Source organism: Streptomyces sp. enrichment culture, from assembly GCF_964272895.1.
GTDB lineage: Bacteria > Actinomycetota > Actinomycetes > Streptomycetales > Streptomycetaceae > Streptomyces.
Window position 1 is genome coordinate 1,213,941 of record NZ_OZ186832.1, and the last position, 19,576, is coordinate 1,233,516.

At 73.5% G+C, this 19,576-nt stretch carries 19 protein-coding genes; 12 read left to right on the plus strand and 7 right to left on the minus strand.

The window, feature by feature from the left end; all coding sequences use genetic code 11:
- Window positions 1–33 precede the first annotated feature (33 nt).
- The 5 genes from ACSU6M_RS05445 (at window position 34) to ACSU6M_RS05465 (ending at window position 4,676) form a co-directional block, all read left to right on the plus strand.
- Window positions 34–1,416, plus strand: coding sequence for an MFS transporter (locus ACSU6M_RS05445; RefSeq protein ID WP_437067529.1), 1,383 nt, complete (start codon window positions 34–36; stop codon window positions 1,414–1,416).
- Entirely contained in the window at window positions 1,413–2,234 is an 822-nt protein-coding gene (locus tag ACSU6M_RS05450; protein ID WP_437067531.1) for a putative hydro-lyase, read from the plus strand. The genes ACSU6M_RS05445 and ACSU6M_RS05450 overlap by 4 nt, the downstream gene beginning before the upstream one ends.
- A gap of 200 nt (window positions 2,235–2,434) precedes the next feature.
- Window positions 2,435–3,196 carry a LamB/YcsF family protein gene (locus ACSU6M_RS05455; protein WP_437067533.1) on the plus strand — a complete coding sequence of 254 codons (762 nt, stop codon included), beginning with the start codon at window positions 2,435–2,437 and terminating at the stop codon, window positions 3,194–3,196.
- Window positions 3,193–3,810 carry a 5-oxoprolinase subunit B family protein gene (locus ACSU6M_RS05460; protein WP_437067535.1) on the plus strand — a complete coding sequence of 206 codons (618 nt, stop codon included), beginning with the start codon at window positions 3,193–3,195 and terminating at the stop codon, window positions 3,808–3,810. The genes ACSU6M_RS05455 and ACSU6M_RS05460 overlap by 4 nt, the downstream gene beginning before the upstream one ends.
- Entirely contained in the window at window positions 3,807–4,676 is an 870-nt protein-coding gene (locus ACSU6M_RS05465) for a biotin-dependent carboxyltransferase family protein (RefSeq protein WP_437067536.1), read from the plus strand. Before ACSU6M_RS05460 ends, ACSU6M_RS05465 begins: the two co-directional genes overlap by 4 nt.
- A 382-nt stretch (window positions 4,677–5,058) precedes the next feature.
- Here ACSU6M_RS05465 and ACSU6M_RS05470 read toward each other — a convergent pair whose 3' ends face one another.
- Together ACSU6M_RS05470 and ACSU6M_RS05475 are read right to left on the minus strand one after the other, a co-directional pair.
- Complete coding sequence (locus tag ACSU6M_RS05470) at window positions 5,059–6,477, minus strand: HEAT repeat domain-containing protein (RefSeq protein WP_437067538.1); 1,419 nt, start codon at window positions 6,475–6,477, stop codon at window positions 5,059–5,061.
- A 324-nt stretch (window positions 6,478–6,801) separates the two neighbouring features.
- Window positions 6,802–7,194 (minus strand): ankyrin repeat domain-containing protein, encoded by a 393-nt coding sequence (locus ACSU6M_RS05475; protein ID WP_437067540.1) that lies wholly within the window; start codon window positions 7,192–7,194, stop codon window positions 6,802–6,804.
- A 261-nt stretch (window positions 7,195–7,455) separates the two neighbouring features.
- On the opposite strand from ACSU6M_RS05475, the gene ACSU6M_RS05480 reads away from it, so the two are divergent.
- Together ACSU6M_RS05480 and ACSU6M_RS05485 are read left to right on the plus strand one after the other, a co-directional pair.
- A complete protein-coding gene (locus ACSU6M_RS05480) occupies window positions 7,456–7,650 on the plus strand; it encodes a hypothetical protein (RefSeq protein ID WP_437067542.1) in 195 nt (64 codons plus the stop codon).
- A 40-nt stretch (window positions 7,651–7,690) separates the two neighbouring features.
- Window positions 7,691–9,448, plus strand: a complete 1,758-nt coding sequence (locus tag ACSU6M_RS05485; protein WP_437067544.1) for a hypothetical protein — start codon at window positions 7,691–7,693, stop codon at window positions 9,446–9,448.
- Window positions 9,449–9,595: 147 nt separating this feature from the next.
- On the opposite strand, the gene ACSU6M_RS05490 is transcribed toward ACSU6M_RS05485, so the two are convergent.
- Entirely contained in the window at window positions 9,596–11,104 is a 1,509-nt protein-coding gene (locus ACSU6M_RS05490) for a PLP-dependent aminotransferase family protein (protein ID WP_437067545.1), read from the minus strand.
- A gap of 116 nt (window positions 11,105–11,220) precedes the next feature.
- Between ACSU6M_RS05490 and ACSU6M_RS05495 the strand changes: the two genes are divergently transcribed.
- From ACSU6M_RS05495 to ACSU6M_RS05510, 4 genes are all read left to right on the plus strand, one after another.
- Complete coding sequence (locus ACSU6M_RS05495) at window positions 11,221–11,868, plus strand: YczE/YyaS/YitT family protein (RefSeq protein ID WP_437067547.1); 648 nt, start codon at window positions 11,221–11,223, stop codon at window positions 11,866–11,868.
- Complete coding sequence (locus ACSU6M_RS05500; RefSeq protein WP_437067549.1) at window positions 11,865–12,632, plus strand: glycerophosphodiester phosphodiesterase; 768 nt, start codon at window positions 11,865–11,867, stop codon at window positions 12,630–12,632. Before ACSU6M_RS05495 ends, ACSU6M_RS05500 begins: the two co-directional genes overlap by 4 nt.
- A gap of 49 nt (window positions 12,633–12,681) precedes the next feature.
- Window positions 12,682–14,031, plus strand: coding sequence for an MFS transporter (locus tag ACSU6M_RS05505; protein ID WP_437067551.1), 1,350 nt, complete (start codon window positions 12,682–12,684; stop codon window positions 14,029–14,031).
- A 278-nt stretch (window positions 14,032–14,309) separates the two neighbouring features.
- Window positions 14,310–14,684 carry an RNA polymerase-binding protein RbpA gene (locus tag ACSU6M_RS05510; RefSeq protein WP_003977404.1) on the plus strand — a complete coding sequence of 125 codons (375 nt, stop codon included), beginning with the start codon at window positions 14,310–14,312 and terminating at the stop codon, window positions 14,682–14,684.
- Window positions 14,685–14,804: 120 nt separating this feature from the next.
- Here the strand turns inward: ACSU6M_RS05510 and fxsA are convergent, their stop codons facing one another.
- The 4 genes from fxsA to ACSU6M_RS05530 form a co-directional block, all read right to left on the minus strand.
- The gene (gene fxsA / locus ACSU6M_RS05515) at window positions 14,805–15,374 is read right to left on the minus strand and encodes an FxsA family membrane protein (protein WP_437067553.1); all 570 of its coding nucleotides are present in this window, start codon (window positions 15,372–15,374) and stop codon (window positions 14,805–14,807) included.
- Window positions 15,375–15,449: 75 nt separating this feature from the next.
- A complete protein-coding gene (locus ACSU6M_RS05520) occupies window positions 15,450–16,247 on the minus strand; it encodes a polyprenol monophosphomannose synthase (RefSeq protein WP_437067555.1) in 798 nt (265 codons plus the stop codon).
- A gap of 514 nt (window positions 16,248–16,761) precedes the next feature.
- Window positions 16,762–18,363: an amidohydrolase gene (locus ACSU6M_RS05525; RefSeq protein ID WP_437067556.1), complete on the minus strand. Its 1,602-nt coding sequence runs from the start codon at window positions 18,361–18,363 to the stop codon at window positions 16,762–16,764.
- A 46-nt stretch (window positions 18,364–18,409) separates the two neighbouring features.
- Window positions 18,410–18,850, minus strand: a complete 441-nt coding sequence (locus ACSU6M_RS05530) for an Lrp/AsnC family transcriptional regulator (protein ID WP_437067558.1) — start codon at window positions 18,848–18,850, stop codon at window positions 18,410–18,412.
- 278 nt (window positions 18,851–19,128) lie between these two features.
- Here ACSU6M_RS05530 and ACSU6M_RS05535 point away from each other — a divergent pair, with 278 nt between their 5' ends.
- The gene (locus tag ACSU6M_RS05535; RefSeq protein ID WP_437067560.1) at window positions 19,129–19,569 is read left to right on the plus strand and encodes a hypothetical protein; all 441 of its coding nucleotides are present in this window, start codon (window positions 19,129–19,131) and stop codon (window positions 19,567–19,569) included.
- Window positions 19,570–19,576: the final 7 nt, after the last annotated feature.

A 19,576-nucleotide genomic window follows, 5' to 3' on the forward strand; every position in this document is an offset into this window, starting at 1 on the left:
ACCGCATCCTCCGTCCCTCACTGCGAGGTGCCCATGAGCTCAGTCCCCCCGCCGAAGGCGACCGCCCGCGCCACGTCCGCCCCACCCACCACGTCCGCCCCACCCACCGGCTCCGCCCCGCCCACCGCCTCCGCCCCACCCACCACGTCCACCCCACCCACCACCTCCGCCCCACCCACCGCGAGCGACGGCCCGCTCGGCTGGCTGCGCGCCCTCGGACCGCGTGGCCGCCGCGCCTTCGCCGGCGCGTTCGGCGGCTATGCCCTGGACTCGTACGACTACTTCACGCTGCCGCTGAGCATGGTCGCGCTGGCCGCGTACTTCGGCCTGGACAGCGGTCAGACCGGGCTGTTCACCACGGTCACGCTGGTGGTGTCCGCGGTCGGCGGGGCGCTCGCGGGCGTGCTGGCCGACCGGATCGGCCGCGTCCGGGCGCTGATGATCACCGTGATCACCTACGCCGTCTTCACCGTCGCCTGCGGCTTCGCGCCCACCTACGAGTGGCTGCTGGTCTTCCGCGCCCTGCAGGGCCTCGGTTTCGGCGGCGAGTGGGCGGTCGGCGCGATCCTGGTCGCCGAGTACGCGAGCGCGAAGCACCGGGGACGCACCCTCGGCGCGATCCAGAGCTCGTGGGCCGTGGGCTGGGGGCTCGCCGCGATCATGTACACGGTGGTCTTCTCGCTGCTGGACCACGATCTGGCCTGGCGCGTGATGTTCTGGACCGGCGCGCTGCCCGCCCTGCTGGTCGTCTGGATGCGCCGCCGCGTCCAGGACGCGCCGCAGGCGACCGCCGCGCGCGAGCAGAGCCCCGCCCGCGGGTCCTTCACGGCGATCTTCAAGCCGGGGCTGCTGCGGACGACGGTCTTCGCGGTGCTGCTCTCCACCGGGGTGCAGGGCGGCTACTACACCCTCGCCACCTGGGTGCCGACGTACCTCAAGACCGAGCGCGATCTGTCGGTGGTCGGCACCGGCGGCTATCTGACGTTCCTGATCTCGGGCGCCTTCATCGGCTATCTGACCGGCGGGTACCTCACCGACCGGCTGGGCCGCCGCCGCAACATCTGGCTGTTCGCCGTGCTGTCGGCACTGTGCATCCTGGCGTACGCGAACATCCCGAGCGGCGCCGACAGCCTCCTGCTGGTGCTCGGTTTCCCGCTCGGCTTCTGCATGTCGGCGATCTTCAGCGGCTTCGGTTCGTTCCTCAGCGAGCTGTACCCGACGGCGGTGCGCGGCACCGGGCAGGGCTTCACGTACAACACCGGACGCGCGGTGGGCGCGGTCTTCCCGACCACGGTCGGCTTCCTGGCCGACAGCTGGGGTGTGGGCGGCGCGCTGGCCTTCGGCGCCATCGGCTACGGTCTGGCGGCGCTGGCCCTGCTGGGGCTGCCGGAGACGCGCGGGAGGGAGCTGGCATGAAGCGCGCCCAGGACCGCCCGCTCGTCCTCACCGACGAGCACGCGCACGCGTGGAGCCCGAAAACGGCACGGATCCGTTTCCGGGCGGGCCTGACCGGGCCCACGGCCGGGGTCGCGGCCGGCCACACCCAGGTCAACCTGATCGCGGTCCCCGCGGACTGGGCGTACGACATGCTGCTGTTCTGCCAGCGCAATCCGAAGCCCTGCCCGCTGCTCGACGTCACGGACGCCGGTTCCTGGACCACCGTCCTCGCCGAGGGCGCGGATCTGCGCACCGATCTGCCGCGCTACCGGGTGTGGCGGGACGGCGAGCTGGTGGACGAGCCGACGGACGTGCGCGCGTACTGGCGGGACGACCTGGTGTCCTTCCTGATCGGCTGCAGCTTCACCTTCGAGTGGGCGCTGTCCTCGGCGGGGGTGCCGATCCGCCACGTCGAGCAGGGCCGCAACGTCCCGATGTACGTGACCAGCCGTCAGTGCCGCCCGGCCGGGCGGCTGCACGGCCCGATGGTGGTGTCGATGCGCCCCGTACCGCCGGAGCATCTGTCCGCGGCGATCCGCGAGAGCAGCCTGCTGCCGGCGGTGCACGGCGGGCCCGTGCACTGCGGCGATCCCGCGGTGCTCGGCATCGACGACCTCGACCGCCCCGACTTCGGCGACCCGGTGACCGCCGCACCCGACGACATCCCGGTGTTCTGGGCCTGCGGCGTCACCCCGCAGGCGGCGGTGATGGCCTCCCGGCCGCCGTTCGCCCTCACCCACGCGCCGGGCCAGATGTTCCTCACCGACACCCGTGACGAGCAGTACCGCATCCTCTGAAGTCAGAGGACGAGCGGTACCGCGTCCCCCGAAGAAGGAGCGGTACGGCACCCTCCGAAGAAGGAGCGGTACGGCACCCCCCGAAGAAGGAGCGGTACCGCATCCTCGGAAGAACGAGCGGTACCGCATCCTCGGAAGACCAGCGCCGCACCCTCGAAGGACCAGCACCGCCGGCCGCACCGCAGGCAAGGGAAGGACCCATGACCACCTCGATCGATCTGAACGCCGACCTCGGCGAGGGCTTCGGCCGCTGGCGGCTCACCGACGACGAGCAGTTGCTGTCCGTCGTCACCAGCGCCAACGTGGCCTGCGGCTTCCACGCCGGGGACGCGGTCACCATGCGCCGGGTGTGCGAGCTGGCGGCCGAGCGCGGTGTGACGATCGGCGCGCAGGTCTCCTACCGGGACCTGGCCGGTTTCGGCCGGCGGGCGATGGACGTGCCCGCCGGGGAGCTGGCCGCCGAGGTGGCCTACCAGATCGGCGCCCTGGAGGTGTTCGCCCGGGCGGCGGGCGCGCGCGTGGCGTACGTCAAGCCGCACGGCGCGCTCTACAACCGGGTCGTGGACGACGACGAGCAGGCCGGCGCGGTCGTGGACGGCGTGCTGCTGGCCGACTCCTCGCTGCCCGTGCTGGGACTGCCCGGCTCACGGCTGCTGGAACGGGCCGAGAAGGCCGGCCTGCCCGCGGTCACCGAGGCATTCGCCGACCGCGCCTACACCGACCGGGGCACGCTGGTTCCGCGTGGCACCGAGGGTGCGGTGGTCAGCGACCCGGCGGCGGTCGTGGAGCGGTCGGTGGGGCTGGCCCGGGACGGCCGGGTGCTGTCGCACTCCGGGCTGCCCGTCGAGGTGCGGGCGCGCTCCCTGTGCCTGCACGGGGACACTCCGGGCGCGGTGGACCTGGCCCGGCGGGTGCGGCGGCGGCTGGAGGCGGCCGGGCTGCGGGTGGAGGCGTTCGCATGAGGGTCCTGCCCGTCGGCGAGGACGCGCTGCTGGTCGAGGTCTCCTCCGGCGAGGAGGCCGAGGCCCTGCACGCCGAGCTGGTGCGCCGCCGCGCGCAGGGCTCGCTGCACGTCCGCGAACTGGTCCCCGCCGCCCGTACGGTGCTCCTGGACGGCGTCACCGACCCGTCCCGCCTCGCCTCCGAGCTGACCGCCACCGAGCTGCCGACCGTGCCGCCACGCGCGCGCGAGGTCGTGGAGATCCCGGTGCGCTACGACGGCCCCGACCTCGGGGACGTCGCCGCGCACTGGGGTGTCCCCGTGCCGGAGGTGGCCCGCATCCACGCGGGCACCGAGTTCCGGGTCGCCTTCTGCGGCTTCGCACCCGGTTTCGGCTACCTCACCGGTCTGCCGCCGCGCTACGACGTCCCGCGCCGGGCGACTCCGCGCACGGCCGTTCCCGCGGGCGCGGTGGCCCTGGCCGGGCCGTACACGGGCGTCTACCCGCGTTCGTCGCCCGGCGGCTGGCAGCTGATCGGCAGCACGGACACCGTTCTGTGGGACCACGCGCGCGTGCCCGCCGCGCTGCTGTCCCCGGGCGTCCGGGTGCGGTTCGTGCCGCTGGGGGACGGATGACCGACCGCGCGCTGTCCGTCGTACGCGCCGGGGCGCTCACCACCGTGCAGGACCGGGGCCGGCCCGGGCACGCGCACCTCGGTGTGCCCCGCTCGGGAGCGCTGGACGCCCCCGCCGCGGCGCTCGTCAACCGGCTGGTCGGCAACCCGCCCGACGCCGCCGTCCTGGAGACCACCCTCACCGGCTGCGCCCTGCGCCCCCGCCGCACGGTCACCGTCGCGGTCGGCGGCGCGCCCTGCGCGGTCGGCGTGGACGGACGGCCGGTCGCCTGGGGGGCGCCGGTACGGGTCCCGGCGGGGGCGCTGCTGGACGTCGGCCGGGCGGTGGCGGGCGTACGCAGTTATGTCGCCGTCTCCGGCGGGATCGCCGTCGAGCCGGTGCTGGGCAGCCGCTCCACCGACCTGCTGTCGGGGCTCGGCCCGGCGCCGCTGACCGACGGTGCGGTGCTTCCCCTGGGACAGGCCGGCGGGCCGCCCGCGCGCGTGGACGTGGTTCCGCAGCCGGCGCCGCCCGCGGAGCTGGTGCTGCGGGTGACGCCGGGTCCGCGCGACGACTGGTTCACGGCCGAGGCGCTGCGCGTGTTCACCACGCGCGCGTACCGCGTGTCCGCCGCGAGCAACCGCATCGGGCTGCGCACCGAGGGACCGGCCCTGTGGCGGGCCCGCGCAGGTGAGCTGCCCAGCGAGGGCATGGTGCTGGGCGCTGTCCAGGTGCCGCCGGACGGCAGGCCCGTGGTGTTCCTCGCCGACCACCCCACGACCGGCGGCTACCCGGTCGTCGCCGTCGTCCACCACGCCGACCTCGCGGCGGCCGCACAGGCGGTACCGGGGACGCCGGTGCGGTTCGCGGTGGTACGGCGGCGCTGAGGGGCGCCACGCCGCTCCTTGGCGGTACGGCAGGGCCGACGCGTCCTGGGTGAACGCGACGGGTTCATCGGCCGGTCCCTCCACCGGCGGCGCGGCCCACCCCCGCCGTCCGCCGTCCGCCGTCCAGGGTCCCCCGCGCCTTCGGCCAGGGAGTCCCCGAGCGCGGCGAACCGGACGCGTCTCATGGCGCGCCTCCCGGCCCGACCGGATGAGCGTTGCGCTGCGCACCCGCGCAGGTCAGGCGGCATCCATACGCCTGACCTGCGGGTCGTCCCTCGTTCACCGGGCGGGCGCGGGTCCGTCCCGCGCCCCGCGCTCCCGGTGGTTTCCGGCCGGAGGAATCAGCCCTGCCGGCAGACGAACCGGCTGCCCACCGCGTCGCTCACACGGGCGGCGTCTCGGTCCCGAAGCGGCTGCGTACGGCGGTCTGGACCTCGGCCTCCTCGGCCGGATCGGCGGCGAGGCGGCGCAGGCGGTCGACGACGCGGGTGTCACCGGTCTCGGCATGGCGTGCGGCGAGTTCGCGGGTGGTCTCCTCGCAGTCCCACAGGCATTCGACGGCGAACCCGGCGGGGAAGGAGGGATCGGTGGCGGCGAGGGCACGGGCGGCCCGGCCGCGGAGGTGCGAGGACGCGGTCTCGCGGTAGATGTGCCGAAGGACGGGGGCCGCGCAGGCGATGCCGAGGCGGCCGGCGCCGTCGACCAGGGTCCACAGGGTGGGCGCGTCGGGGCCCTCGCCGCGGACGGCCTCGCGCAGGGCGGCGAGGACCAGGTCCTTGTCCTGGGCTCCGCCCCGGCAGGCCAGCATGCGTCCGGCGGCGGCACCGAGCGGGTCGGGCCGGTGCGCCCAGCGGCGGGCGCGGTCCACGGCGGCGACGCTGCGCATGCGCTCATACGCCTCCACGGCGGCCTCCACCACCGGCGTGGGGCCGGTGGTGACGGCCTGCTCGACGAGGTCGAGGGCGTCGGGGTCGTTGCTGTCGGCGAGGTAGCGCAGGGCCGTACAGCGGGCGCCTTCACTGCCGGCCCGGGCCGCCTCAAGGATCTCGGGGCGGTCGTCGGGCCCGGCGACGGCGGTCAGACAGCGGGCGGCGGGCACATGGAGGGCGGTGCCGCGTTCGACGCCCTGCTGGGCCCAGTCGAACACCGCCCGCACGCTCCAGCCCGGACGGGGGCCGCTCGGGCGCATCTGCCGCTGCCAGCGGTCGAAGCATCCGGTCTCCTGGGCGGCACGCACGCGCGTGGCGATCCATTCGCGCGGGTCGTCGGCCCACAGCCGCCAGGGCCGTGGCTCGAAGGCGTCACGGACGACGGCGGCCAGCTCCGCCTCGCCCTCGGCGTCGGCCGGGAAGCGGGCGAGCACCGGGGCCGCGAGGGCACGCAGTCCGGCGTCGTCGTCACGCAGGGCGAGCTCGTCCAGCGCCCAGGCCCAGTTCGTGCCCTCGGCGGCGTACCTGCGCAGCAGCTCCAGGGCGTCCCGCCTGCCGTAGGAGGCGAGGTGGCCGAGGACCGCGAGGGCGAGACCGGTGCGGGTCTCCTCCGTGTCGAGCAGGTCCTCGGCGTCGAAGAGGTGGGCCTCGATGACGTCGAGTTCGCCGCCGAGGTCGAGGTACAGGCGGGCGTAGTAGAGGGAGCGGTTCTCCACCTGCCAGTCGTGGCGGGGATCGCGCACCACACAGTGGTTCAGCGCCGCGAGCGCCTCGGCGCGGGGGGCGGTGAGCGCGTGCAGCGTGCCGTCGCCGCGGCCGCGCTGGAGCAGGCCGAGCAGCGTACCGCTGGGCGCTATGACCGGATCGAACATGGGAAACAGCCTCACATCAAGCGTCGACGCAACCGGGAACGTGCATTACCTGGCTGCGTGACAACACGTCGGTGCGCCCGCCGTCTCATGCTTGCTGTAGACCATCTCTCTCTGCCTCTCGTCGGTGGCCCATGCGGACCGCATCACGGCCCGCGCGGTGCGGCAACACCTGCCCAGCCATCGCGTCCGTGAATCACGACGTCATGATGACTCGGCGCTCTTCGATGCCGCGACCGAAATTTCCGGCGGCCCTGTACCGCCTCCCCCGTTTTCCGTTGCGTGACCCGCCAGGAACCCTGTTCTCCCTGGTCAGGGCCTTGGGACTCAGTGTGCTCCGAACAGTTCCAACAGGTCCGTCTTGCCGAACATCCGGGCGGTGTCGACGGCCGACGGCGTCCCCGCGGAGGGATCGGCTCCGGCCTCGAGCAGCACCTTGATGACGGCTTGCTCCCCCTTGAAGACCGCCCCCGCGAGGGGGGTCTGGCCTCGGTCGTTGACGCGGTCGGCCTCGGCCCCGCGCTCCAGCAGGGCGCGTACGGTCGCGGCGTGCCCGTGATAGGCGGCGAGCATCACCAGCGAATCGCCGCGGTCATTGGTGAGGTTGGCCGGAACGCCCGCGTCGACATACGCCACGAGCGCCTCGGTCTGCCCCTGCCGGGCGAGATCGAAGATCTTGGTCGCGAGCTCCACGACCTCGGGGTCGGGGGCTTCACTCATCGGGCCTCCGCCTCTCCTTACAGCCGTTCAGGTGAATCGCCAGGGTACTGGCAGTGGGCGCACATGACCGCCGTCGCCCGAGGCAAAGATCACCACGAGACCCGTTCGACGCAACTCCCCTGCTCAGGCCGACCGCGAAAGGTGCCGCCACGCGGGGGAAATCTCCCGAATTTCCACCATTTGCACCTTTAATCGTATGGATACATCCTGTGATCCTGGAAGTACTCATGGTGACTGTCCCCGCGAACCAGGAGCACTCAAATGATTCTCTCCCTCTCGGCCGTCGTGATCCTCGGCATCGTCGTCTTCATCTTCTTCCGCAAGGACGGGCTCAAGGCCTCGCACGCGCTGATCTCGGCGCTGTTCGGCTTCTACCTGGCCAGCACGGCCATCGCCCCCAGCATCAAGGCGGGCGGCGAGAGCCTGGCGAGCCTGCTCGGCGGCATCAAGTTCTGATCCCGCGGTCCCCGTCCGTACGCACCTCCAGGAGACAGCAGTGGTCCGGCGCCCCCTCCCCCGCATCCTGAGCACAGGCAGCGCGCAGATCGCCCGGAGCCGGGAGCTGGCCCGGACGGCGGCCGACAGCGCCACCGACGTCCTCCACCCGCTGATCACGATCACCCGCGGTCTGCGCCGGCTGGCCTCGGCCGGGCGGCGCAGGTGGAAGGACACGCCCAAGGACAAGCGCGGGCCGCTGCTGTTCCTGGTCGCCTCGGTGATCCTGGTGGTCGCGCTGGTGCCGTACGGCCCGCTGCTGGCCGTCGTCACACTGATGGCGGCGGCGGCCTGGCAGGGCCGGGACCGCACCCCGCCCACCCCCGAGGGCCCCGACGAGTCGCAGATCCAGCGCCTCCAGGGCCTCTACGAGGCGCTGGTCCCCTACTTCTCCGCCGCCGAGGACCCCGCTCCGCTGTACTCCCACGGCGGCGACTGGGAGAAGGCCCTCACCGGCTTCGAGTTCGACGAGACGGGCCGGGTCAGCCACCTCGTGGTCCGCTACCCGGCGTACTTCACCGACGGCGAGCCCGAGGCGCGCGCCCGTATCGAGCAGCTGCTGACCGCGAAGTCGGGCCGCGGCCGCGAGTACCACTTCGCCTGGGACGAGGAGGGCAACCAGCTCACCGTCAGTGTCCTCGCGCCGCTGCCCACCGACATCGCCGCCCAGCGCTTCGTCACCTCGCCCGGCGAGACCGTCCTGGGCTTCACCGACCCCGGCGAGGTGCAGCGCACGCTCCCCCTCACCCACGGCGAGGAGCAGCGCGACGTCCCGCCCGTGGTGTGGCGCACGGGCATCCGCTCCACCGAGCCGCACCTGCTGGCGGTGGGCCAGCCCGGCAGCGGCACCTCCACCCTGCTGCGCTCGATCGCCCTCCAGGCCCTCCAGTACGGCGATGTCGTCATCGTGGAGGGCGGCGGCACCGGCGAGTACGCCTGTCTCACCGGCCGCGACGGGGTGCTCGCCGTCGAGTGCGCCGCGGCCGGGGCGCTGACCGCGCTGGAGTGGGCCGCGCACGAGACCGAGCGCCGCTTGATCGCCGTCAACCGCGCCCGCCAGGCCGGCAACCCGCCGCCGGACGACACCCGGCGCCCGCTGTGGATCCTCCTGGACCGCCCCGCCGCGCTCGGCATCGTCGGCGCCGAGGGCCATCAGGACCCGCAGGCCCTGCTCCAGCTGCCCCTGCGACACGGCCGCGCCGCCAATGTGACGGTGGTCGTCGCCGAGCAGTTCGACTCCCTCGACTTGCTCAGTGAGGGCGTACGTCAGCACACGCGCGCGCGTGTCGTCCTCGGCCCGGCCACCGCCGAGCAGCTCCAGGCGGTCCTCGGCGCCCCGCCGCACACCACGCCGGTCTCCCAGGTCCCGCCCGGCCGCGGCTACGCCCGCCTGGGCACCGGTCCGGTACTGCGCCTCCAGGTGCCGGCCACGCCCGACCCGTACGACGACGCCACCACCGACGCCCATCGCCAGGCCGTCCTCGACCTGCTCCCGCCCCGCACGACCCCGGCGGACGGGGAGACGGTCACGCTCCAGCCGATCCCGGCCGCGAAGGTGCCGGTCGAGAAGGCGCTCGGGGAGACCGTGCCGGTCGAGCCGGTGCCGGTGGAGACGGTGCCCGTGGAGACAGTGCCCGTCGAGAAGCCGCCCATGGAGAAGCTGCCGCCCGTGGAGAAGCTGCCGCTGGACAAGGTCCCCACCAACAGCAAGCTGCCCGTGGAGAAGGTGCCGACGGAGGCCATGGCGACGGAGGGCTGAGCACGCCGACGACAGCCACGAGGGCCGGGACGGAGGCATCCGCACCGGCCCTCACGTCACGTCAGGCACCTCACGCCACGAACAAGCGCACCCGTCGCTCCGGAAGCCGCCACGCAACGACCGAGCGCACGGCCACTCCAGGAACCCTCACGCCACGAACAACCGCGACGCCTCCGCCCCCACCGTCCCCCCGCTCTCCACCAGCCGCGCCGCCGCGGCCAGCCGTACCGCCGCCTCGTCGGCGACCGCCCCGCCCACGGTGAACGGCAGCCGCACATACCCCTCGAACGCCCCGTCGACCCCGAAGCGCGGCCCCGACGGCACACGGATGCCGACCCGCTCCCCCGCCTCGGCGAGCCGCGACCCGGACAGCCCCCCGGCGCGCACCCACAGCGTCAGGCCACCGCCGGGCACCTCGAACTCCCAGTCCGGCAGCTCCCTCCGTACCGCCGCGACCAGCGCGTCCCGGTTCTCCCGGGCCTGGGCGCGGCGCAGCTCGGCGGCCTGCTCCCAGCCCCCCGTGCTGAACAGCCAGTTGACCGCGAGCTGTTCGAGGACCGGCGTGCCCAGGTCGGCGTAGGCGCGGGCGGCGACCAGGCTGCGGATGACGTCGGGCGCCGCGCGCACCCAGCCGATGCGCATCCCGGCCCAGAACGCCTTGCTGGCCGAGCCGACCGTGATCACGGTGGACCCGGCCGGGTCGAACCCGCACACCGGCCGGGGCATGCCGGCGCCCTCGAACTCCTCGTCCAGCCACAGTTCGCTCATCGTCTCGTCGGCGACCAGCACCGTCCCGGCCGAGCGGGCCGCCTCCACCAGACGCCGGCGCTGGTCCTCGTCGGCGAGGGCGCCGGTGGGGTTGTGGAAGTCGGCGACGACGTAGGCGATCCGGGGCGCGGCCTCCCGCAGCACCTGGCGCCAGCGGTCCAGGTCCCACCCGGCGAGTCCCTCGGCCATGGCGACGGGCACCAGCCGGGCGCCCGCCTCCCGCATGAGCTGGAGGATGTTGGCGTAGGAGGGCGATTCCACGGCGATGCGCTCGCCGCGGCCGCCGAAGAGATGGCAGATGGCGTCGATGGCGCCCATCGCGCCGGTCGTCACCATGATCTGCTCGGGCATGGTGGGGATGCCGCGGGCGGTGTACCGCTCGGCGATCACCGCGCGCAGGGCGGGCAGCCCCGCGGGATAGTCGCCGTGGGTGTGCGCGTACGGCGGCAGTTCCTCCAGGGCGCCCTGGAAGGCGCGGGTGAGCCAGGGTTCCGGGGCGGGCAGCGCGGCGCAGCCCAGGTCGATCATCGAGCCGAGCGCCTCGGGCGGCAGCGGCTCCAGACCGCGCGCGGGCAGCGGATTTCCCGCCGGTACGGCGGTCCAGCTGCCGGCGCCGCGCCGGGACTCCAGGAAGCCCTCGGTGCGCAGCGCCTCGTAGGCGGCCGCGACGGTGGTGCGGCTGACGGACAGCGACAGGGCGAGCTCCCGCTCGGCGGGCAGCCGGGCGGCCACCGGTACGCGGCCTTCGAGCACCAGCAGCCGGATGCCGTCGGCGAGGGCGCGATAGGCGGGCGGGCGGCGCGTGCCGGGCCCCGCGGGCCGGTCCTGCTGGGACTTGAGCAGCCGCGCCAGCTGCGCGGCACCCACCGCAGAGGTCCACTGCGCCATGGATACCAGTCCACCTTCCCCGAATTGGCCATGGATGAGGTTTCATCCCAAGCCACAGAGTGACATGCGTCAGGCCACCATCACCACCCCAGGGGGTATCTGTGTCTCTGCCATCCATGCCGGACCATCTCCTGCGACGGCTCGTCCAGCTCTACGCCGGTCTGGCGCTGTACGGCGCCAGCTCGGCCCTGCTGATCCGCTCGGGGCTCGGCCTTGAGCCCTGGAACGTGCTCCACGAGGGCCTGTCCGAGCGGACGGGGCTGTCGATCGGCGTGGTGCTGACCATCGTCGGCGCGGCCGTGCTGCTGCTGTGGATCCCGCTGCGCCAGCGGCCGGGCCTGGGCACGGTGTCCAACGTCCTGGTGATCGGTGCCGCGATGGACGCCACGCTGGCGGTGGTCCCCGACGCGCACGCCCTCGCGGTCCGGGTGACGCTGATGGTGGCCGGGATCGTCCTGAACGGCGCGGCGACCGGCCTGTACATCGCCGCCCGTTTCGGGCCGGGCCCCCGCGACGGGCTGATGACGGGGCTGAACCGGCGTACCGGCTGGTCGATCCGGCTGGTGCGCACAGTGGTCGAGATCACGGTCGTGGTGACCGGCTTCGCCCTCGGCGGCACCATCGGCGTCGGCACCCTGCTCTACGCGGTCACGATCGGCCCGCTCGCCCAGGTGTTCCTTCGGGTGTTCGCCGTCCCGTCGGCATCGGCGGGCAGCACGGTCGTTGCCGGCGGGTCACCCCGCCGGGCGATACTGCGTCCGTGACCACCCTCATACGCCACCCTTATCTCGACCACCCCGGGCCGATCGCCTTCGCCCACCGCGGCGGGGCGGCGGACGGTCTGGAGAACACCGTGGCGCAGTTCCGCCGGGCGGTCGCGTCCGGCTACCGGTACATCGAGACCGACGTGCACGCCACCCGCGACGGCAAGCTGGTCGCGTTCCACGACGCGACGCTGGACCGGGTGACGGACGGCGCCGGGCGGATCGCGGACCTGCTGTGGGCGGACGTGCGCCGCGCGCGTGTGGCGGGCGAGGAGCCGGTGCCGCTGTTCGAGGAGCTGCTGGAGGAGTTTCCCGAGGTCCGCTGGAACGTCGACGTCAAGGCCGAGTCGGCGCTGCATCCCTTCCTGAACCTGGTGGCCCGCACGAACGCCTGGGAGCGGGTGTGCGTCGGCTCCTTCTCCGAGGCCCGCGTGGTGCGTGCCCAGCGTCTGGCCGGTCCCCGGCTGGCCACGTCGTACGGCACGCGCGGGGTGCTGAATCTGCGGCTGCGCTCCTGGGGCGTGCCCGCGGCCCTGCGCGCCTCGGCGGTCGCGGCGCAGGTGCCCGAGACGCAGTCCGGCATCCAGGTGGTCGACCACCGCTTCGTCCGGGCGGCCCACGCGCGCGGGTTGCAGGTGCATGTGTGGACGGTCAACGAACCCGAGCGCATGCACCGGCTGCTCGATCTGGGAGTCGATGGCATCATGACCGATCACATCGACACGCTGCGCAAGGTCATGGAGGACCGGGGCGTCTGGGTCTGACCCCGGAACGCGCCCCCGTGCGGCGCCGGAGAACAGAGCGAGGGCGCGGGTGGGCACCGGAACCGTGCGCACGGCGGCCGCCGACGAGGCGGCCGAGCGGCGGCGCGAGCAGCGCGGCTGGTATGTCTACGACTGGGCGTGCTCGGTCTACTCGACCAGCGTCCTGACCGTGTTCCTCGGCCCCTATCTGACCTCGGTCGCCGAGGAGGCGGCGGACGCCGACGGCTTCGTGCATCCGCTGGGCGTGCCGGTGCGGGCGGGGTCGTTCTTCGCCTACTCCGTCTCGCTGTCGGTGATCGTCGCGGTGCTGGTGATGCCGCTGGTGGGCGCCGCCGCCGACCGCTCCGGCCGCAAGAAGCCGCTGCTGGGCGCGGCCGCCTACGTCGGGGCCGGGGCGACGGCGGGGATGTTCTTCCTGGACGGCGAGCGCTATCTGCTGGGCGGTCTGCTGCTGATCGTGGCGAACGCCGCCCAGTCCGTCGCGATGATGCTCTACAACTCCTATCTGCCGCAGATCGCCGCCCCCGAGGAGCGGGACGCGGTCTCCTCCCGCGGCTGGGCGTTCGGCTATGCGGCAGGCGCCCTGGTGCTGGTCGCGAATCTCGTCCTGTACCTCGCCCACGACAGCTTCGGTCTGTCCGAGAGCATGGCCGTGCGGATCTGCCTGGCCTCGGCCGGACTGTGGTGGGGCGCCTTCGCCCTGATCCCGCTGCGCAGACTGCGCGACCGCCGCGCCCCGGCCCGCGAGGGCGCGACCGCCCCCGGCCCGCGCCGGCTGGCGGCCACGCTTCGCGACATGCGCCGCCACCCGCTGACGCTGGGCTTCCTGCTGGCGTACCTGGTCTACAACGACGGCATCCAGACGGTGATCTCCCAGGCGTCCGTCTACGGCTCCGAGGAGCTGGACCTGGAGCAGTCCACGCTCATCGGGGCGGTGCTGCTGGTCCAGGTGCTGGCGGTGGCGGGCGCGCTGGCGTTGGGGCGGCTGGCCCGGACGTACGGGGCCAAGCGCACCGTCCTCGGTTCGCTGGCGGCGTGGACGGCCGTGCTGGCCGCGGGCTACTTCCTGCCCGCCGGTGAGCCGGTGTGGTTCTTCGTGCTGGCCGCCGGCATCGGACTGGTGCTGGGCGGCAGCCAGGCCCTGTCCCGCTCGCTGTTCTCCCACCTGGTCCCGCCCGGCAAGGAGGCCGAGTACTTCTCCGCGTACGAGATCAGCGACCGCGGCATGAGCTGGCTCGGCCCGCTGCTGTTCGGGCTCACGTATCAGCTGACCGGCAGTTACCGGGAGGCGATCCTCTCGCTGGTGGCGTTCTTCCTGCTCGGGTTCGTGCTGCTCGCCCGGGTTCCGGTGCGCCGCGCGATCGGCGACGCGGGCAACCCGGTTCCGGAGAAGATTTAGCACTCAGGGCGAAAGGGCGGTAGTGTACGCCTTTGGCCTGCCAGGCGTACCGTTACTGCGCGTCTTAGATGCAAAAACGCTGGGTGACATCTCCTAGCAGATGTGACAAACCGGGCGCCGGTGGGTACTGCACTGGTTGACAAGGCTGCGGCTACGACGGCGACGCATGACCCGGAACGGGACACGGAACGGGAATCTTTACCGCCGACCGGACGTTGACCGGATGACGACGACAGCGACACCTGTCCTGTGGGCGACAAGCCCGGGAGGCACGATTCATGAGTGAGCGAGCTCTTCGCGGCACGCGCCTCGTGGTGACCAGCTACGAGACGGACCGCGGCATCGACCTGGCCCCGCGCCAGGCCGTGGAGTACGCATGCGAGAAGGGGCACCGCTTCGAGATGCCCTTCTCGGTCGAGGCGGAGATCCCGCCGGAGTGGGAGTGCAAGGTCTGCGGGGCCCAGGCACTCCTTGTTGATGGCGACGGTCCTGAGGAGAAGAAGGCCAAGCCCGCGCGTACGCATTGGGACATGCTGATGGAGCGGCGCACCCGCGAGGAGCTCGAAGAGGTCCTCGAGGAGCGTCTTGCCGTTCTGCGTTCGGGGGCGATGAACATCGCCGTTCATCCCCGGGACAGCCGCAAGTCCGCGTAAGCCCTCGCGGGGGTTGACCGGCGACAGTGACCGCGGGCGCCGTACGTTCCGACGTACGGCGCCCGCGGTCTGTGCATGTCCGGAGAGGCTCACCCGCGCTCTGTGCCTGTCCGCAGAGGCTCAGCGGGTCAGCGGCGGCCGGGGCTCCTGCGGGGCGTCCCCGCGCGGCTCGTCCCTGACGACCTCGCCCTGTACGACCTTGCCGTCCGGGCGATGGATGCGCGCCTGCTGGAAGGCGTCCCCGAAACCGCCCGGCGCGGCGGCCCGCAGCCGGCGCTCGAAGCTGCGCTCGGCCCGCCGCCCGAGGGCCTTCTGGACCGGCGGAACCAGCAGCACCAGGCCGATCGCGTCGGAGACCAGGCCCGGCAGCATCAGCAGCAGCCCGCCCAGCATCAGCCAGCCGTTGCCGCTGCTGCTCTCACCGTTCGCCGGAGCCCCGCCGCGCTGCAGCGTCTCGTTCAGGTTCCGCAGCGCCCGGCGCCCCGCCCGCTTCACCACGGCCGCGCCGAGCACAAAGCCGGCGACCAGCAGCAGGAGGACGGCGAGCCCGCCGGCCTCCCCCGCCACGACGGTCAGCAGCCAGATCTCCAGCACCAGCCACGCGGCGACGCCCAGCGGCAGGAACCGGAGCTTCCCCGAGCGCGGGCGCCCGGCAGCGGGATTCATCGAGTGCGGTGCGCCTGTCGTCATGTGTCCAGTGTGCCCGTACGAGGCTCAGTACGGGATAAGGGGCCGTCCGGCGACGAGGCCCCTGATCCGCAGGCGCTACCGCTGCCCCTGGTCCCGGTGCACGATCTTGCCGACGCGCTCCCCCACACCCCACGTGGTGACCCGCCACAGCGCCTCGACCAGGATGTCCCGGCTCATCTTGGAGTCGCCCAGCTCACGCTCCACGAACGTGATGGGCACCTCGACGACGTGGTACCCCGCCTTGATCGCCCGCCGGGCGAGGTCGACCTGGAAGCAGTAGCCCTGCGACGCGACCTCGTCCAGGCCGAGCCCCTCCAGGGTCTCCCGGCGGAACGCCCGGTACCCGCCGGTGACGTCACGGATCGGCACGTCCAGCAGCACGCGCGAGTAGAGGCTGCCACCGCGCGAGATGAACTCCCGCGTCTTGGGCCAGTTCACCACCCGGCCGCCCGGCACCCAGCGGGAGCCGAGCACCAGGTCGGCGCCCTTGAGCGCGGTCAGCAGCCGGGGCAGCTCCTCGGGCTGGTGGGATCCGTCGGCGTCCATCTCGATGAGCACGCCGTAGTCCCGCTCCAGCCCCCAGCGGAACCCCGCGAGGTACGCGGCGCCGAGGCCCTCCTTGCCCTTGCGGTGCAGCACGTGCACCTGCTCGTCACCGGCCGCCAGCTCGTCCGCCAGCTTGCCCGTGCCGTCCGGGCTGTTGTCGTCGGCCACCAGAACGTGCGCCTCGGGGACGGCCTCACGCACCCGCCCCACGATCGCCTTGATGTTCTCCGCCTCGTTGTAGGTCGGAATGATCACCAGGGCCGTACCGAGCGGGCCGAAACGCCTGCCCTGGGCGTCCGCCGCCCCGGTCCCCTCGCCGTCGTTCACTGCTGCCCCTTCGTGTCCATGCGCAGAGCTCCACCATAGTGGGCACGGCCTGCGATGACGTGACAGGACGTTCGTATGCTCGCGGCGCGGTGGCGTCGGCGGTCCTGGCGGACCCGCGCGGGTGCTGCGGATGGGGGCCCGCCGCCCTTCGGGCCGGCCTGGGATCCGCTGGCTGCGGATCGACCGAGAGCCGTTGTCTACTGAGCGGCCGGGCCCCACCCGGGTCACACCGTCCCGACCGGCCGGAACGTTCCCTCGCCGCGGCGCGGGCGCTGAGCCTGGCTCCCAGTGGCGGTGCCCGGTGCGGTCACCGTCCCTGACCCAGCGGCGCGGCGGCGAGTGCGCGGACGTGCCCCGGTCGGGCGTCCTGTGGTGGACTCCGCCGAACCTACCGGCCCCGGACCGTCCCCTGTCAACAGTCGCTTGACCTGCGCATACGTTCGGAAGCCGCTGGTCGGCGGGGAGGATGCGCAGGTCGTGCGGCGGGCCGCCGGACGGGGCCCGCCGCCGTGGATCACTCGCCCGGCCGTACGAACACCGTGCGCCCGCCGACGACCGTGCGCAGACACACCGGCAGCTCGTGGCCGGGGGTGAGGTCGGGCAGGCCGGGGGTGCCGGAGCGGGGGTCGGTGGACCAGCGGGCGACCCGGTCGTCGGGGGCCTGCACCACCAGCTCGCCGGTGCGCCACACCGCGTAGTCCGCGGGCGCGCCGGGCACCAGGACGCCCGCGTCGTCGCGGCCGACGGCCCGCCAGCCGCCGCGGGTGTGGGCGGTGAAGGCGGCACGGACCGAGACGCGGTGCTCGGGGGTGCGGTGGAAGGCGGCGGCGCGGACCGTGCCCCAGGGGTCGAGGGGGGTGACCGGGCTGTCGGAGCCGAGGGCCAGCGGGACGCCCGCCCTGAGCAGGGCGGCGAAGGGGTTGAGGGTCCGGGCCCGCTCCGCGCCGAGCCGCTGGGCGTACATGCCGTCCTCGCCGCCCCACAACGCGTCGAAGGCGGGCTGCACGGACGCGGTCAGGCCCAGCTCGGCGAAGGCGGCGATGGTCTCGGGGGTCAGCATCTCGGCGTGCTCGACGCGGTGCCGGGCGGCGCGCACACGGGTGAGCCCGACCTTGTCGGCGGCGGCGCGCACGCCCTCCACGACGGCGGTCACGGCGGCGTCGCCGATGGCGTGGAAGCCCGCCTGCAGCCCGGCCTCGGTGCAGGCGACGACGTGCGCGGCGACGGCGGCCGCGTCCAGGTAGGCGGTGCCGGTGTGGCCGGCGTCGGCGTACGGCTGGTGCAGACAGGCGGTGTGGGAGCCGAGGGCGCCGTCGACGAACAGGTCGCCCGCGGCGCCGAGCGCGCCCAGCTCGCGCGCCTTCGCCACGTCCTGCTCGGCCCAGTAGCCGACGACCCGCGGGCCGGGCTCCTCGGCGGCGAGGCGGAGCAGCCCGGTGAAGTCGTCCTCGGAGGAGATCTCCGGTCCGCCGCACTCGTGGACCGAGCCGATGCCGAGGGAGGCGGCGTGGGCGAGCGCGGCGCGCTGGGCCTCGGTGCGCTGGGCGGGGGTGATGGCGGCCAGCGCGGTGGCGCGTACGGCGTGGTGGGCGTCGGCGGTGAGCGGGCCGTCCGGGCGACCGGCGCCGGGGGTCATGTCGAGCAGGGCCGTGGTGACGACCGCGGAGTGGACGTCGATGCGGGAGAGGTAGAGCGGCCGTCCGCCGGTGGCCTCGTCCAGTTCGGCGCGTGTCGGCGGGCGGCCGCCGGGCCAGCGGGCGGCGTCCCAGCCGTGGCCGAGCAGGACGCGGTCGTGGGGGCGGGCGGCGGCGAACTCCCGTACCAGGGACAGCGCCTGCTCGAGGTCGCGCGCCCCGGACAGGTCCAGCCCGGTCAGGGCCAGACCGGTGGCGGTGGTGTGCACGTGCGCGTCGGTGAACGCGGGGGTGACCAGCGCCCCGTCCAGGTCGACGACCTCGTCCACACCGTCGGCGAAGGCGTCGGCCGCGCCCTCGGAGCCGACCCAGGCGACCTGGCCGTGCTCGACGACCATGGCGGTGGCGAACGGGTCGGCGGGGCTGTGGACCTCTCCTCGGCGGAGCAGGACGGTCTGGGTCGGGGCGGTGCGCTCACTCATGGGGAACAGTCTCGCGCCTCGCCCCGGCCGGGTTGCGCCCAGGGCGTCAGATACGCGGCGGCCGTGCCTCGTACGGCGTCGACAGCACCACCGTCGTCCGGGTGGAGACCCCCGCCAGCGAGCGGATGCGGGCCAGCAGCCCCTCCAGCTCGTGCGGTGTGGCCACGCGGACCTTGAGGATGTAGTTCTCGTCGCCGGCGACGCTGTGACACGCCTCGATCTCGGGCACGTCGACGAGCCGTTCGGAGATGTCGTCGGGGGCGCTGGGGTCGAAGGGTTTCACCGAGATGAAGGCGGTCAGCGGCAGCCCGACGGCCTCGGGGTCGACCACCGCGGCGTAGCCGCGGATGACGCCACGCTGTTCCAGCCGGCGCACCCGCTGGTGCACGGCCGACGTCGACAGGCCCGTGGCCTTGCCGAGGTCTGTGTAGCTCATCCGCCCGTCCTTGACGAGCAGCTGCACGATCTGACGGTCCAGCTCCTCCATGGCGCAAGAACCTACAGTGCGGTTGATCTCCTCGGATACCTCGACGGCACCGGTCATGCCCGGTTCGTGATCTGCGGGAGAGCCGCTCAAGGGTCGCTAGCGCGATCCGGGGCCGGGACACGCCGATTTCGGGCACCTTCGAGCGGCATGTGACGAACGCCACAGGCCGCGGGGGGTCTCCGTGATGTTCTCGTGATTACCTCGGATGCCGGACGGGAAGTGCTTGCTGTGGTCGAGGCCGCAGCGCCTTCACGGCCCAGCCCGAGGGGGAGAATCCCATGCAGAGTCTTAAGCGTCCTGGTCGTACCGCGCCCAAGCGGCAGCAGCCGGTCGTCGAGCCCGCGCCGGAGGGTGTCGAAACCGACGCCTTCGACGGCGACGACCTCGACGACGCGTACGACACCTTCGAGATGTACCGGGTGATCTGCCCGGACTGCGCCCAGCCCATCGCCCTGCTGGCGGACGAGGAGGTCCTGCCGGAGCACGCGCTGTGCGCCTCGCCGTGGAACCCGTTCGGGCTCACGGTGTGCGCGGGCACCGGCCGCAGCGCCACCGACGCCCGCCCGGCGGACGAGACCTTCCAGCCCCAGGAGCAGGACACCGCCCTGCTGCTGACGCTTCCCCAGGGGCTCGACTGGCGGACCCAGCCCTTCTCTCACGTCGGCGGGCCGGGCTCGCGCCCGATGCGGGTGCCGACGATGCGCCGCCACGCCGCCTGAGCCTCCC

Bases quoted from the DNA above. Each gene is read 5' to 3' on its own strand.
- ACSU6M_RS05450 (WP_437067531.1), top strand. From the start codon at position 1,413: ATGAAGCGCGCCCAGGACCGCCCGCTCGTCCTCACCGACGAGCACGCG.
- ACSU6M_RS05510 (WP_003977404.1), top strand. From the start codon at position 14,310: ATGAGTGAGCGAGCTCTTCGCGGCACGCGCCTCGTGGTGACCAGCTAC.
- fxsA (WP_437067553.1), bottom strand. From the start codon at position 15,374: ATGACGACAGGCGCACCGCACTCGATGAATCCCGCTGCCGGGCGCCCG.
- ACSU6M_RS05475 (WP_437067540.1), bottom strand. From the start codon at position 7,194: ATGAGTGAAGCCCCCGACCCCGAGGTCGTGGAGCTCGCGACCAAGATC.
- ACSU6M_RS05535 (WP_437067560.1), top strand. From the start codon at position 19,129: ATGCAGAGTCTTAAGCGTCCTGGTCGTACCGCGCCCAAGCGGCAGCAG.
- ACSU6M_RS05480 (WP_437067542.1), top strand. From the start codon at position 7,456: ATGATTCTCTCCCTCTCGGCCGTCGTGATCCTCGGCATCGTCGTCTTC.
- ACSU6M_RS05460 (WP_437067535.1), top strand. From the start codon at position 3,193: ATGAGGGTCCTGCCCGTCGGCGAGGACGCGCTGCTGGTCGAGGTCTCC.
- ACSU6M_RS05470 (WP_437067538.1), bottom strand. From the start codon at position 6,477: ATGTTCGATCCGGTCATAGCGCCCAGCGGTACGCTGCTCGGCCTGCTC.
- ACSU6M_RS05495 (WP_437067547.1), top strand. From the start codon at position 11,221: ATGCCGGACCATCTCCTGCGACGGCTCGTCCAGCTCTACGCCGGTCTG.
- ACSU6M_RS05445 (WP_437067529.1), top strand. From the start codon at position 34: ATGAGCTCAGTCCCCCCGCCGAAGGCGACCGCCCGCGCCACGTCCGCC.
- ACSU6M_RS05455 (WP_437067533.1), top strand. From the start codon at position 2,435: ATGACCACCTCGATCGATCTGAACGCCGACCTCGGCGAGGGCTTCGGC.
- ACSU6M_RS05465 (WP_437067536.1), top strand. From the start codon at position 3,807: ATGACCGACCGCGCGCTGTCCGTCGTACGCGCCGGGGCGCTCACCACC.
- ACSU6M_RS05525 (WP_437067556.1), bottom strand. From the start codon at position 18,363: ATGAGTGAGCGCACCGCCCCGACCCAGACCGTCCTGCTCCGCCGAGGA.
- ACSU6M_RS05530 (WP_437067558.1), bottom strand. From the start codon at position 18,850: ATGGAGGAGCTGGACCGTCAGATCGTGCAGCTGCTCGTCAAGGACGGG.
- ACSU6M_RS05490 (WP_437067545.1), bottom strand. From the start codon at position 11,104: ATGGCGCAGTGGACCTCTGCGGTGGGTGCCGCGCAGCTGGCGCGGCTG.